This window comes from Streptomyces sp. GbtcB7 (genome assembly GCF_019091445.1).
Lineage (GTDB): Bacteria > Actinomycetota > Actinomycetes > Streptomycetales > Streptomycetaceae > Streptomyces > Streptomyces mirabilis.
Map to the genome: position 1 here is coordinate 240,834 of NZ_JAGXJM010000007.1, position 13,551 is coordinate 254,384.

Consider the following 13,551-nt stretch of genomic DNA (forward strand, 5'->3'; position numbering starts at 1 on the left):
GGTCAGGCGATGCCCAGCCCCTCCAGCACCACCACGTTCGGCAGTTCGGCGAACGCCTTGCCCGGCACCAGCAGCTTCCCGCGCCGTCGGCCACTGCCCACCAGGACGTACGGGAGCTCGACGACCGCCGAGTCCACCAGCACCGGCCAGTCGCCCGGCAGTCCGATCGGGGTGATACCGCCGTACTCCATGCCGCTCTCGCCGGTGGCGGTGTCCATCGGGGCGAACGAGGCCTTGCGGGCGCCGAGTTGGCGGCGGACGACGCCGTTGACGTCGACGCGGGTGGCGGAGAGGACCACGCAGGCGGCGAGCGTGGTCTCGCCGCCGCGCTTGCCCGCGACGACCACGCAGTTGGCGGACTGGTCCAGCAGTTCCTTGCCGTAGTGCTCGACGAAGGTCGCGGTGTCGGCCCACTCGGGGTCCGTGTCGACGTACACGATCTGGTCGGCGGGGACGGTGCCACGCCAGTGGCGTACACCGTCCGCGACCGGGCGGATGAGCTCGTCGAGGCAGTCGGGGGCGGCCGTGGCGTGGTCGAAGTGTCCGATGGGAGCGCGCATGACGGCACGCTAACAGCCGCTCCGGTCCGCCCGGTGGGGTGTCTCAGTGCACGAGCGGGACCGACACCGCCATGACCATCTCCACCGGCACGTCCCCCTTGTTGGCGTACGTATGGGGGGTGTTGGCCTCGAAGGACACGCTCGCGCCCTCGGGGACGCGGTAGTCGGTCCCGTCGACGACGAGAGTGAGGTCGCCCGCCATGACATGGACGAGTTCGACCGTCCCCGTGGGGTGCGGGTCCGAGGGGCTGCCGTCGCCCGGCATGAGCCGCCAGTCCCACATCTCCAGCGGTCCGGGCGCCTCGGTACCGGCGAGGAGGCGGTTGTAGCTGCCCGCGTCCGTGTGCCACAGCCGTACGGCCTGCTCGGCCGGGACGATCCGGACCTTGGGGCCCTGCTCGTAGTCGAGGAGGGTCGTGATGCTGACGCCGAGCGCGTCACCGATCTTCACGACGGTACCGATGCTGGGGTTGGTCCTGGCCTGCTCGATCTGGATGAGCATGCCGCGGCTGACTCCGGCGCGGCCTGCGAGCACGTCCAGGGTGAAGCCGCGCTCGGTGCGCCATCGCTTGACGTTGCGCGCCAGCGACTGGGTCAGCAGGTCGAGATCCGACACATTCCGTCCATTAGTCTGCGTCCAATATTTTAGATTACAGAGTTCAATAGAATGAACTATGCTGTGGTGCACCTGATCGTTCACTGAACTGTACTGCGAGGCGACCCATGACAGCGCTCTTCGCCCTGGCCACCAGCCTCCTGTGGGGCCTGGCCGACTTCGGCGGAGGGCTGCTGACCCGGCGTACGCCCGCGCTCACCGTGGTCGTCGTCTCACAGTCGATCGCGGCGGCGGTACTGGGCGCGATCGTGGTCGTGACCGGCGGCTGGAGCGCGGCGGGACCGCAGCTGTGGTTCGCGTTCGCGGCGGGACTCGTCGGACCGGTCGCGCTGCTCGCCTTCTACAAGGCGCTCGCCCTGGGCCCGATGGGCGTCGTCTCCCCACTCGGCTCCCTGGCCGTGGCCGTCCCCATCACCGTGGGACTCTTCCTCGGGGAGCGCCCGGGGCTGACGCAGGTGGCGGGCATCGCGGTCGCCGTCGTGGGCGTCGTACTCGCCGGCGGGCCCCAGTGGAGAGGCGCCCCCGTGCAGCGGCAGGCGGTCCTCCTCACACTGATCGCCGCGCTCGGCTTCGGCACGGTGTTCGTGCTGATCGCGGAGGCGTCCTCGTCGGTGACCGGGCTGTTCCTCGCGCTGTTCGTGCAGCGCCTGACCAACGTCGCCACCGGTGGCGCGGCGCTCCTCGTCTCCGTGCGGCGCGGCGCCGCGGCCCTTCCCGAGGGTGGCTTCCCCTGGCGCTCCCTGCCCGCGCTCGCCTTCGTGGGCCTCGCGGACGTCGCGGCGAACGGCACGTACTCCGTCGCCGCCCAGCACGGCCCGGTCACGGTGGCAGCCGTCCTCGCCTCGCTCTATCCGGTGGTCACGGCCCTCGCCGCACGGGGCTTCCTCAGCGAACGGCTGCGCGGAATCCAGGCGGCGGGCGCGGGCCTGGCGCTGGTCGGCACGGTACTGCTGGCCACCGGCTGACCCCTGCCGATCGGCCTCAGGACGACTCGGCGTCCAGCTCCGCCAGCCGCTCCACGGTCTCCTCGTCCAGCTCCGACAGCGCGAGCAGTTGCTCCGGGGTCACCCCGTCGGGAATCGGGACCGGCGCGGGCGTCCGCAGCGGCGGCTGCCAGCCGTCGACCGCGTCCCAGCGCCGTACGACCCGGGCCGGAGCCCCCGCCACGACCGAGTGGTCCGGCACCGCGCCGCGCACCACCGCGCCGGCCGCCACCACGACGTTCCGCCCGATCCGCGCCCCCGGCAGGATCACCGCCCCGGTGCCGATCCAGCAGCCGGATCCGATCTCCACCGGCTCCATCCGGGGCCACTGCTTGCCGATGGGCACGTGCGGATCGTCGTACGAGTGGTTCGTGGACGTCACGTACACATACGGCCCGAAGTAGCAGTCGCTGCCGATCGTGACCGTCGTGTCGGCGATGACGTGGCTGCCGCGGCCGAGCACGACACCGTCGCCGACGCGCAGGATCGGGTCGGCGCCGAGGTCTAGGTCGGGCATCAGACCGGCAGTGAGGGTGACCTGTTCGCCGACGATGCAGTGGGCGCCGAGGTGGATCCAGGGTTCACCGAAGACGGTGCCGAGCGGGAAGGCGAGTCTGGTACCCGTTCCCATCGCGCCGAAGCGCAGCCGCCCCGGGTGCTCGGCCGTCACCGAACCCGTGCGCTGCACCCAGGCCCAGCACGCGTGGACGGCGCGCTGCGCGAGGCGGCGCCGCCATGATGAGAACACGTTCCTGTTGCTGGGCACACGCTCACCGTACTCAGGGCGGCCTGGGCCCAGCAGAGATCACCGCTGTGATCTTCGCCCCACCGGGGCCGGGAGCGATGGCATACGGTGCCGCTGTACCGCCGCCGCCGACGACAACGAGGAGACGCTGATGACGCAGCAGGCGCTGATCATGGGGATCGGCGGCAAGGACCCGCAGGTGGACCCGGAGGCGTTCACGGCACCGACGTCCGTGGTGATCGGGGACGTCACCCTGCACGCGGGCGCGAGCGTCTGGTACGGCGCGGTACTGCGCGCCGACTTCGGTCCGATCGTCATCGGCGCCGACAGCAACATCCAGGACAACTGCACCCTCCACGTCGACCCCGGCTTCCCGATCACGGTCGGCGAACGCGTCTCGGTCGGCCACAACGCCGTGCTGCACGGCGCGACGGTCGAGGACGACTGTCTGATCGGCATGGGCGCCACGGTCCTCAACGGCGCGGTGATCGGCGCCGGTTCCCTGGTGGCGGCCCAGGCCCTGGTCCCTCAGGGGATGCGGGTCCCGCCGGGCTCCCTGGTGGCCGGAGTCCCCGCCAAGGTCAAGCGCCCCCTGACGGAGGAGGAACGCCAGGGCCTCACCCTGAACGGCACCTTCTACGTGGACCTGGCAAAGACGCACAAGGAAGCACACGGGAGCTGAAGCGCCCCCTCAGCGGCGCGGGGCCGTGTTCACTATGCGGCTCCGCCGCGTGGGCGCGCCCAGCCACGTACAACCTGCAGACACACGACGACGGAAACCTACTCGGCGGCCGCCACCGGCTCCCGCTCCCCCGTCTCGATCTCCGCCGCCGCCTTCTTCGCCTTGCGCTTCACGATCAGCATCGAGGCAAGCCCGATGAGCACGGCCACCACGAGCCCGACCCACGAGAACCGCTTCAGCCAGGACTCGGCGACGACACCCACGTAGTAGATGACCGCGGTGGTGCCCCCGGCCCAGATGATCCCGCCCAGCACATTGGCGATCAGGAACTTCCAGTACGGCATCTTCAGCACACCCGCGAGCGGCCCCGCGAAGATCCGCAGCAGCGCGATGAACCGGCCGAAGAAGACGGCCCACATGCCCCACTTCTGGAAGGACCGCTCGGCGGTCGCGACGTGCCCCTCGCTGAAGTGCCTGGGGAACTTCGCGCCCAGCCAGGCCAGCAGGGGGCGCCCGCCCTTGCGGCCGATGGCGTAGCCGATGGAGTCGCCGACGACCGCGCCGATGCTGGCGCACGCCCCGAGAATGACGGGATTGATGCCCGAGTGCTGCGAGGACAGCAGCGCCGCCGAGACCAGGATGATCTCACCGGGCAACGGGATGCCCAGGCTCTCCAGGCCGATGACCAGGGCCACCAGCGCATAGATGCTGACCGCGGGCACCGTCTCGAGCCAATGCTGGACGTCCAACGCCGGTTCCTCCCGAATCGCACACTTCCCGGCGTGCGCCCGCGACGACGGGCACACGCCGGGAAGCCTACCGCTCAGCCTCGCGCGGCGGCGTCCCACAGGTCGCACCGATGCTCCCGGTGGACGGTCGTGCTCACGAAGTCTCCGCCCCGGGAGGCGGTCCGCAGCGAGAGCACCGGACCGGCTCCACCGGGCATCGCGGGCTGCCCGTCGGCACGCGGCACCCCGCCCCTGACGAAGGACCCCCAGTACTGGATCATCTGCCGCGACAGCACCCGCTGCTCCGCGTTCAGCGGGGTGGTGAGCCCGAAGTGCTTGAAGAGGTACTGCACCTCGTTCACATGGGTCGCCCCGAAGTCGAAGCCCGTGTGCAGATCGCGCAGCGAGGCGAACGGCGGCGAGGTGCGGTCGGCGAACTCGTACGCGTACACGGGCCCGCGTCCGGCGAGCACCGCGTCGAGCCGCAGCGCCGGACACGCCATGAGGTAGTCACCGAAGGCCGTGGCGTAGGCGAGGATCGGCGACGCGTAGCCGTCGAGCGGATAGCGCTCGAGCACGCGCTCGCCCGGATCGGCGCCCCAGGCCTCCTTCACGACCGCCGGGTACCGCTCGGCGGTGAGCGGGGTGCCGGCATGGTCGAACCGGGCGAACGCGAACAGCCGCCCCTCGTCCTCGTTCGCCCCGTTCAGTACGGGGACCCGGGCCGCGGCCCCCTTCGCGTAGGCCTCGAAGGGCTGTACCGGCAGGAAGGCGCCGCCCACGACGGGCCCCCAGTCGAATCCGCCCTGGGCGGCGAGGATCTCCGCGGACGACTTGCCGCGCAGACACGCCGCCGACAGATCGGCGCAGCCCACCTTCCGCGCGAAGGCCGCGCCTGCGGCCACGGCCGCCTCGTGGGCGCGCGCCGCGCAGTTCCCGTACGCGCCGCTCTCGACGATCCCCGCCCGGTACAGGCCCTTCGAGGTCGGCGAGGCCAGCTGGGTGCAGACCGAGCGGCCGCCCGCCGACTCGCCCGCGACGGTGACACGGCCGGGATCACCGCCGAAGCGGCCGATGTCGGCGTGCACCCAGCGCAGTGCGGCCTGTTGGTCGAGCATGCCGAAGTTGCCCGAGACCCCGTCGCGCGCCTCGCCGTCCAGTCCGGCCGTGGCGAGGAATCCCATGGCGCCGAGGCGGTAGTTGACGGTCACGACGACCGTGCCGGTCTGCCGGGCGAAGGTGTCGGGCACGATGTCCTCGCCCGCGCCCGCGGTGAGCCCGCCGCCGTGCAGCCAGACCATCACCGGTCGGCTTCGGGCGCCTTCGGGGACGTACACGTTGAGGTCGAGGCAGTCCTCGGTGTGGCTGGGCCGCTCGTAGCCGGGGTCCCAACTGGCCGTCTGCACACACCGGTTGCCGAAGTCCCGTGCGGTGCGCACACCGGGCCAGGGTGTGACCGGCTCCGGCTTCTTCCAGCGGAGAGCGCCGACGGGCGGCTGTGCGTACGGGATGCCGAGGAACTGGCGTCCCTCGGCGGTGGCTTCGCCCCGGACCAGCCCGGCGGTGGTACGCACGACGGTCGGGTCCTGCGCGGCGTGCGCCGGGGCCGAGGCGGCAAGGGCCGGTGCCGAGGCCGGGGCGGCGTTGGCCGGGGTCGGGGTCGGGGCGGCGAGCGCGGCGGCGAAGACCGTCGCCCCCACCAGCAGCGTGCGCAGGCGGCCGGATCGGACGAACCGCCCCCTGTTCACGCGCCCACCTCCACGCTGCCGCGCAGCCGCAGATCCCGCGACGACGAGCCCACCCACACCGCGCGCCGCCCGGTGCCGAGGACCCAGTCGTGCCGCCCCGCGTCCCAGGACGACAGCGTGCGCGGGTCGAGGCGCAGCGTCACCCGTCGCCGCTCCCCCGCCCGCAGCGCGAGCCGCCGGTACCCGGCCAGCACCCGTACGGCCTGGTCGAGCCGGAGATCGGGCGACGGCCCCAGGTAGACCTGCGCCACCTCGACACCGTCGCGCCGCCCGGTGTTCCGCACGGTGAAGCCGACCTCTCTCCCCCGGACCCGCAGGTCCTCGTACGCGAACGAGGTGTACGAGAGTCCGTGCCCGAAGGGGAACAGCGGACGCACGCCCTGCGCGTCGTACCAGCGGTAGCCGACGTGGATCCCCTCCGAGTACTCCTCGGTGCCGTTCACGCCGGGATAGCGGTGCGGGTCACCGGCGACCGGGTGGTGGGCGTCGTCCACCGCGAAGGACTGGGTGAGCCGGCCGCCGGGATCGCAGTCGCCGAACAGGACGGCGGCGGTGGCGGCCGCGCCCTCCTGGCCCGGGTAGTACATCTGGAGCACGGCGGCCGTGCCGTCCAGCCAGGGCATCGAGGTCGAGGAGGAGGTGTTGAGGACGACGGCCGTCCGGGGGTTGGCCGCGGCGACGGCCCTGATCAGCCGCTCCTGGTTGCCGGGCAGTGCGAGGGTGCCGCGGTCCAGGCCCTCGGTGGCGTCCTCGTAGGCGAAGAGGACGACGCTGTGGGCGGCGCGCGCGGCGTCGACCGCCTCGGCGACGTCCTGCGCGCGGGTCGCGCCGGTGATGCGCCGCAGCCGGAACAGCTGTCCCGTGTCGGCGCCCTGGGCGGTGATGGAGACCTGGTGCGCGCCCCGGGAGAGGTTCAGGGCCTTGCGGCGTACGGCGAGTCCGTCGGGCGCCGCGGAGACCAGACCGCCGCTGAAGTACTCGCCGTAGCCGGGCAGCGGCGGGAAGAGCTCGACGCCGTCGACGAGCACCGTGGGCCGGATGCCGGAGTAGTGGATGACGAAGGTCCACTCGTCGGCGTCCGCGACGGTGAGCGTCCCCGTGTACGTCCAGGCCCCTCCGGCGGGGACGTTCTGGCCCTCGGTGTCGATGCCCGCGGTCAGCGCCCCGTCGGGGATCGCCTTGCCGAAGAGGTCCTCACCGAGCGCGTACGACACCCGGGCGCCGCCTCCCGCTCGGGAGCGGATGGCGTCGAGCGGGCTGTCGGCGTGGTCCGGGACGACGTGCGCGCTGCCGCCGCCGCTGATGAACGGCAGGGAGCCGGTGGGGCCGACGACGGCGATGCTGCGGGCGGCGGCGCCGGTCAGGGGCAGTGCGTGTCGCTTGTTGCGCAGGAGCGTCGCGCCCGCCTTGGCGACCTCCAGGGCGACGGTCGCGCCCGCCTTCGGGTCGCGGGCGGGACGGGGCAGGACGCTGCCGTCGAGCAGCCCGAAGCGGTCCATCACGGCGAGGACGCGGCGTACGGCCCGGTCGACGTAGGACTCGGGCACGGCGCCGCTCTGTACGGCCGTCTTCAGGGCGGCCCCGAAGTACGTCCCGTCCGGCATCTCCATGTCGAGGCCCGCGGTGAGGGCGGTGCCGGTGCTGTGGGCCGCGAACCAGTCGGTCATCACCCAGCCGCCGAAGCCCCACCGCTCGCGCAGGATGTCGGTGAGGAGCGTCTTGTTCTCGCAGGCGAAGGTGCCGTTGACCTTGTTGTACGCGCCCATGACCGCGCCGGTGCGGGCGGCGACGGCCGCCTCGAAGCCACGCAGTTCGACCTCGTGCATGGTCCGCTCGTCGACCCGCACGTCGATGGACATGCGGTCCTGCTCCTGGTTGTTCAGCGCGAAGTGCTTGACGGTCGCGATGAGGCCCTCGCCCTGGATGCCGCGGATCTCGGCCGCGACCAGGTCGCCGGCGAGCAGTGGGTCCTCGCCGAAGGTCTCGAAGTTGCGGCCCGCGTACGGGGTGCGGATGAGGTTGACCATCGGGGAGAGCAGCACGTCCTGGCCGAGGGCACGGCCCTCGCGCCCGATGACCTGCCCGTAGCGGCGGGCCAGGCCGGGGTCGAAGGCGGAGGCGAGAAGCACCGGGGCGGGCAGGGCGGTGGCGTGCCGGGTGACACGGACTCCGGCGGGGCCGTCGGCGAGGCGGAGCGGGGGGATGCCGAGGCGGGGTACTCCGGGTACGTATCCGGCCTGGCCGAGCGAGGCGGGGTCGGTGGCGCCGTGCAGCAGGGAGATCTTCTCGTCGAGTGTGAGCTTGACCATCAAACCCTCTACGCGAGGGCCGGCGCCGGATCTGGACTCCGCCCGGGCGAGCGGGACGGGGCCGGTGGCGGTGGTGGCCGCCGCGGCGACCGCGATGGCGCCGCCCAGCAGACGCAGGGTCGAACGCCGGGAAAAGGTGTGGGACATGAGCCGTCACTCCTTCGGTGCGCGGGCACGTCGTCGTGAACCGCGGGTACGCGCGCCGACGACAGCGGCCGCGTTCGGCCCTTGAACACACCAGGCATCAGACCGGACGTGACACGCCGTCACACGGCACGGGTACGGCGCGAAAACTATGACCGCCGGTGACTCGTGTCAATGAAATGAACAAGAACCGCCGACACCCCGACAACAACCGAAGGGACCACAGCAGAGGTCACGGCAGGGACCACGGCAGGGACCGAAGTAGGAACCGCGGTAGGGACCGCGGCGAGGGTGGGTTATGCCGCCGCCGAGCCTCCCGCCACCACCAGTTCCGCGTTGCGGTCCCCGGGACCGCCCGCCCAGCCCTCCTGGACGCCGCCCTTCATGCTCTCGGCGAGGCCGGGAGCGTTGTAGGCCACTTCCCGGTACAGGGAGGCGAGTCCCACCGCCGACAGGTCGTCGAAGTCCCGGGCGGTGCGGTGCGGCGCGGCGGACTCGACGAGGGTGGTGAACAGGGACACCGTCCCGTCCCCGTTGTCGGTCAGCTCGATCAGCCGGGCGTGGTGCGGATAGTCCACGTGGGAGGCGGTGTTGACCTCCCAGAAGGAGCGGGCGGGCGTCGCGTGCGCGTGCGGCGTGATCCGGTTGACGTGACTGTGCCCGTTGATCCAGGCCACCACGTTCGGGAACCGGCTGAGCAGGGCGATGACCTCCGCTCCGTCGTGGCGCGGCTCGTCCGTGCGGGCGGCATCGGGACGGCGGGTCATGCTGGGGCTGTGGTGGTGGCTGAAGACCAGGATGTGGGCGTCGTCGGCCCTGGAGTTGCGGACGAGCCGGCCGTCCGCGTCGTAGGACCGGGAGCTGTGCGCGGCCAGGGTCCTTTCCAGCCAGCGGAGTTGGTCGCTGCCGAGTGAACCCTCGTAGTGGCCGCTGCGGTACGTCGTGTCGATGCTGATGCCGAGGACGTTCTCGGCCACCTTGAAGGAGTAGTACATCCGCTCGCCGTCCAGGTTGTCCTGGGTGTAGCCGTGGCCGACCGGACCGGCACCGGCGTGAGCGGGGTCGAGATGCGCGGCCAGATAGTCGTGCGGGGTGCACAGCCGGCGCCGCTCGTCGGCGGTCACGGTCCGCGCCGAGGCCGCGTTCCTGGTCAGGATCGCCTTGAGCACCTCGCTCTTCGGATCGTCGCCCGACCCGAGCGCCTTGGCGTAGGCGGCCGCGTCCCCGGCGGACACCGACAGCAGTTTGCGGGACCCGACGGCGAAGTCGTTCAGCGCGGGCGACAGGCAACCGCCGGGCAGATCGTCGTGGTTGCCGACCGTGGAGTACCAGGGGATGCGCAGCCCCGGGCTGGTGATCGGGCGGGTGGCCGCGGCGAGGAAGCCGGGGATCAGGGGCAGCCCGCGCCGCTTGTCCAGGTCGCGCAGGTGGGGGTCCCCGGGGTGCCAGAACAGGGGGAGACCGGAGTTCTGGGCACCTTCGTACGCCCGCGGGTCACCGGTGTTCGGCGTGATCCGGCCACCGCTCATCACGGTCAGGAACCACTCCAGCTCGATCGCGGAGTTGTTGTCGACGTTGTCGCCCGTGGTCATCACGAAGGCGGGACGAAGCCTGGTGTTCGGCCCTCCGCCGAGCGCGTTCACCTGCTCGACGAGCGCGACCGCCCCGGCCACCGTCAGCGCCTCCTGCGCCCGCCACGACGAGGCTCCGCGCGAGCGCAGGAACTCGGTACGCAGCGGGTTCTGTACGTCGGCGAGATGGAGGTCGGTGAACTGTACGAAGCACGCGAGCGGGGTACGCCGGTCCTGGCGCCCGGCACCGGGCGTGGCGAGCTCCTTGCGGACGACCAGGGGCCAGCCGGGGCCCGAGACCAGCCGTCGGTAGGTGCCGGTGTGGGCGCTGCCGCCGAGGCGGGCCGTCGTCTCCAGGGTGGTCAGGGCGTACGGCGCCGCCCGCGGGGCGCTGCGGGGCGGCCGCTGGGCGACGGTCCGTGCGGCGGGCTCGACGGCGGGGTTCTGGCGCTGGCGCGGCAGGAGCGCCCCCGCGCTGGTTCCGGCGACGCCGGCCGCTGCCGTGGCGCCCGAGGCGAGCAGAATTCGACGACGGTTGACGGCGGCGGATACGGGTTCGGTTCCGGCCATGGGGCGACCCTCCGGTGCCTCCGAGCGATTCACTTGCTGGAACCACTCAGCCAGGCCGCGGGGACACGGGCGTGGCCTCGCCGTGAACGCCTCCGGAACAGGCGGAACGCCACTTGGCCCCGGTGTTTCCGAGGACGTCGCCCGGCCCGCGGGAGGTCCGGCGCGACGCGGACCGCGGCCTTCCGGGGCCGTTCCGCCATCGCCCCCAAAGTCCCTTGACGCGCGTAATGTTACCGATAACATCACTGAGCCTGGGAACGCTCCCAAGCCCCAGGCTCGGGAGCGGGAGCGGGAGCGGGAGCGGGAGCGGGAGCGGGACCGGGGACGAGTGACCGCGCCCCACCGCGCCCGTACTTCGCTGCACCGCACCCCGCACCCCCAGCCACACCCCGCCGAAACCGACGCCCGCCCCCCAACCCGGACCGGAGAAGTCCCGATGCCGCACCTCCTGCGCGTCCCCGCGCCCCCCGCACCGCCCCTGACCGGCCATCTCCCCTTCACCGACGCCCCGGGGGCGCCCGACCCCATCGAGGTGACCAGCCGCTACCTCACGCGCGGCGGCCGCCCCTGGTTCCCGGTCTCCGGCGAGTTCCACTACGCGCGCTACCCGGCCCGGGACTGGGAGGAGGAGCTGCTGAAGATGAAGGCGGGCGGGGTCACCGTCGTCGCCAGTTACGTCATCTGGATCCACCACGAGGAGGTCGAGGGCCGCGTCCGCTTCGACGGCGACCGCGATCTGCGGCGGTTCGCCGAGTTGTGCGCCCGGCACGGCCTGGACTTCATCCCGCGCATCGGCCCCTGGTGTCACGCGGAGGTCCGCAACGGCGGCTTCCCGGACTGGCTGCTCGCCCGCACCCGCGCGCCCCGCACCGACGACCCCGCCTATCTGGAGCCCGTACGCGGCTGGTTCACGGCGATCGCGCAACAGCTGCGCGGACTGGACCGGGCGCACGGCGGTCCGATCGTCGCGATCCAGATCGAGAACGAGCTCTACGACCAGCCCGGCCACCTCCTCACCCTGAAGCGGATGGCCCAGGAGGCGGGTCTGAGCGCGCCGCTGTGGACGTCCACGGCGTGGGGCGGGGTCCAACTACCGTCCGACGAACTGCTCCCGCTGTACGGCGGCTACACCGAGACGTTCTGGACGGAGGCGGACGACGGCTGGCCGGACACCTGCCGCAAGCACTTCTTCTTCACCCATCAGCGCGACGACGAGGGCATCGGCGCCGACCTGCGCCCGACGACCGTACGCGGCGGCGACCCCACGCCCACGGACCGCTTTCCCTGGGCCACCTGCGAGCTCGGCGGCGGCATGGCCGTCGCCTACCACCGCAGGCCACGCGTCGAGCCCGACGACATCGGGGCGCTCGGCCTCACCAAGATCGGCTGCGGTTCGGTCTGGCAGGGCTACTACATGTTCCACGGCGGCACGAACCCGGCGGGTGAACTCACCACGCTCCAGGAGTCCCACGCCACCGGCTACCCCAACGACCTGCCCGTCCTCACCTACGACTTCCAGGCGCCGCTGGGCGAGTACGGCCAGGTCCGGCCCTCGTACCACGCACTGCGCCTCCAGCACCTGCTGCTGGCCGACTTCGGCGACGTGATCGCCCCCATGGAGTCCGTCCTGCCCGAGCGGCAGCCCGCCTCCCAGTCCGACCGGGACACCCTGCGCTGGGCCGTGCGCGGCGACGGCACCTCCGGCTTCCTGTTCGTCAACAACCACCAGCCGCATGAACCGCTGCCGGCCCACCCGGGCACGACCTTCACGGTCGACTTCCCCGACGCTCCCGCCCTGACGTTGCCCAGCGCCCCTGTCACCGTCCCGACCGGCGCGTACTTCTGCTGGCCGCTGCGTCTGAACGTCGCCGGTCTACGGCTCGACTGGGCCACCGCCCAGCCGGTGTGCCGGGTCCAGGACGACGGGCGTACGGTCCTGGTGCTGGCCGCCACCGACGGCATTCCGGTCGAACTCGCCCTGGACGCGGGCACGGTCGCGTCCGTCGACACGCCCTCCGGCGAGGTCACCGAGACCGGCGACCGGATCCTGATCACCGGTCTGCGCCCGGGCACCGACGCCCTGGTCCAGGTGAAGACCGCGGACGGCGACGACATCGGCCTGCTCGTGCTCGACGCCGACAGCGCGCGCACCGCCTACCGCGGCACGGCCTGGGGCGCCGAGCGGCTGGTGCTCTGCCCGGACGGGGTCGTCTTCGACCAGGACGGACTCCGCGTGCACAGCTCGGCGACGCGGCCCTCCTTCGCCGTACTCCCCGCGCCGGAAGGGGTGTTGACGGTGGCCGGCACTCCGCTGTCGACGACGGCCGACGGCCCGTTCACCCGCTGCACGATCGCCGAGGGGGTCGACGCCGAGGACACCGCGCTCGCCGCCACCCTGGTGCGCCCCGCGGGACCGCCGCCCGCGCTCAGGAAGGGCCCCCTGGGGCGGGCGAGTGCCCCGGCGGACGAGCACTTCACGACCTCCGCGGCCGAGTACCGCGTGGAGGTCCCCGACGAGCTGCTGCGTGAACCGTCCGGCACGCTGCTGCGCTTTCACTGGACGGGCGACGTGGGGCGCGCGTACGTCGGGGACACCCTCGTCGCCGATCAGTTCTTCTCCGGCCGCGTCTGGGACCTCGGTCTCGACCGGCTCCCCTCCGAAGCCCTGCGCACCCACGGCCTGACGCTGCGGCTGCTGCCCCGGGCCGCCGGTGCTCCGGTGTACGTGCCCGAGCAGGCGGGCGACGTCACGGGACGGGCGGCCGTGTGGCGCGTCGAGTGGGTGACCACCCGCGCCTGGACGATCACGACGGACAGGCCCTAGAGGCGGCCGACGCGGCAGGCGGGCCTATCCTGTGGGCCTGCCGGGCGGATCGGGACAGACCGCCGCCGAGA

General features: G+C 72.4%; 10 protein-coding genes. 3 read left to right on the forward strand and 7 right to left on the reverse strand.

What is annotated here, in order from left to right; all coding sequences use genetic code 11:
* Positions 1-2: 2 nt before the first annotated feature.
* Positions 3-560, reverse strand: coding sequence for a YbaK/EbsC family protein (locus tag KVT44_RS14535; RefSeq protein WP_190169109.1), 558 nt, complete (start codon positions 558-560; stop codon positions 3-5).
* 43 nt (positions 561-603) lie between these two features.
* The gene (locus KVT44_RS14540; protein WP_054229045.1) at positions 604-1,176 is read right to left on the reverse strand and encodes a helix-turn-helix domain-containing protein; all 573 of its coding nucleotides are present in this window, start codon (positions 1,174-1,176) and stop codon (positions 604-606) included.
* A 107-nt stretch (positions 1,177-1,283) separates the two neighbouring features.
* Between KVT44_RS14540 and KVT44_RS14545 the strand changes: the two genes are divergently transcribed.
* Complete coding sequence (locus tag KVT44_RS14545; protein ID WP_217567360.1) at positions 1,284-2,141, forward strand: DMT family transporter; 858 nt, start codon at positions 1,284-1,286, stop codon at positions 2,139-2,141.
* A 16-nt stretch (positions 2,142-2,157) separates the two neighbouring features.
* Here KVT44_RS14545 and KVT44_RS14550 read toward each other — a convergent pair whose 3' ends face one another.
* Entirely contained in the window at positions 2,158-2,925 is a 768-nt protein-coding gene (locus KVT44_RS14550) for an acyltransferase (protein ID WP_067378965.1), read from the reverse strand.
* Between the two features lie 130 nt (positions 2,926-3,055).
* On the opposite strand from KVT44_RS14550, the gene KVT44_RS14555 reads away from it, so the two are divergent.
* On the forward strand, positions 3,056-3,586 hold the full coding sequence (locus KVT44_RS14555) for a gamma carbonic anhydrase family protein (RefSeq protein WP_054229048.1): 531 nt from the start codon (positions 3,056-3,058) through the stop codon (positions 3,584-3,586).
* A 98-nt stretch (positions 3,587-3,684) separates the two neighbouring features.
* On the opposite strand, the gene KVT44_RS14560 is transcribed toward KVT44_RS14555, so the two are convergent.
* The 4 genes from KVT44_RS14560 to KVT44_RS14575 all read right to left on the reverse strand — a co-directional run bounded on the left by KVT44_RS14560 (position 3,685) and on the right by KVT44_RS14575 (position 10,656).
* The gene (locus tag KVT44_RS14560) at positions 3,685-4,335 is read right to left on the reverse strand and encodes a DedA family protein (protein ID WP_099923996.1); all 651 of its coding nucleotides are present in this window, start codon (positions 4,333-4,335) and stop codon (positions 3,685-3,687) included.
* A gap of 74 nt (positions 4,336-4,409) precedes the next feature.
* Positions 4,410-6,062 carry a carboxylesterase family protein gene (locus KVT44_RS14565; RefSeq protein ID WP_308314001.1) on the reverse strand — a complete coding sequence of 551 codons (1,653 nt, stop codon included), beginning with the start codon at positions 6,060-6,062 and terminating at the stop codon, positions 4,410-4,412.
* Entirely contained in the window at positions 6,059-8,518 is a 2,460-nt protein-coding gene (locus KVT44_RS14570; RefSeq protein ID WP_217567361.1) for a beta-glucosidase, read from the reverse strand. Before KVT44_RS14570 ends, KVT44_RS14565 begins: the two co-directional genes overlap by 4 nt.
* A 293-nt stretch (positions 8,519-8,811) precedes the next feature.
* Positions 8,812-10,656: a TIGR03767 family metallophosphoesterase gene (locus KVT44_RS14575; RefSeq protein ID WP_217567362.1), complete on the reverse strand. Its 1,845-nt coding sequence runs from the start codon at positions 10,654-10,656 to the stop codon at positions 8,812-8,814.
* 436 nt (positions 10,657-11,092) lie between these two features.
* Between KVT44_RS14575 and KVT44_RS14580 the strand changes: the two genes are divergently transcribed.
* The gene (locus KVT44_RS14580) at positions 11,093-13,480 is read left to right on the forward strand and encodes a beta-galactosidase (protein WP_217567363.1); all 2,388 of its coding nucleotides are present in this window, start codon (positions 11,093-11,095) and stop codon (positions 13,478-13,480) included.
* The last annotated feature ends 71 nt before the right edge of the window (positions 13,481-13,551 follow it).

Coding starts and splice junctions, on each gene's coding strand:
- KVT44_RS14570 (WP_217567361.1), bottom strand. CDS start 8,518: ATGTCCCACACCTTTTCCCGGCGTTCGACCCTGCGTCTGCTGGGCGGC.
- KVT44_RS14545 (WP_217567360.1), top strand. CDS start 1,284: ATGACAGCGCTCTTCGCCCTGGCCACCAGCCTCCTGTGGGGCCTGGCC.
- KVT44_RS14535 (WP_190169109.1), bottom strand. CDS start 560: ATGCGCGCTCCCATCGGACACTTCGACCACGCCACGGCCGCCCCCGAC.
- KVT44_RS14555 (WP_054229048.1), top strand. CDS start 3,056: ATGACGCAGCAGGCGCTGATCATGGGGATCGGCGGCAAGGACCCGCAG.
- KVT44_RS14575 (WP_217567362.1), bottom strand. CDS start 10,656: ATGGCCGGAACCGAACCCGTATCCGCCGCCGTCAACCGTCGTCGAATT.
- KVT44_RS14580 (WP_217567363.1), top strand. CDS start 11,093: ATGCCGCACCTCCTGCGCGTCCCCGCGCCCCCCGCACCGCCCCTGACC.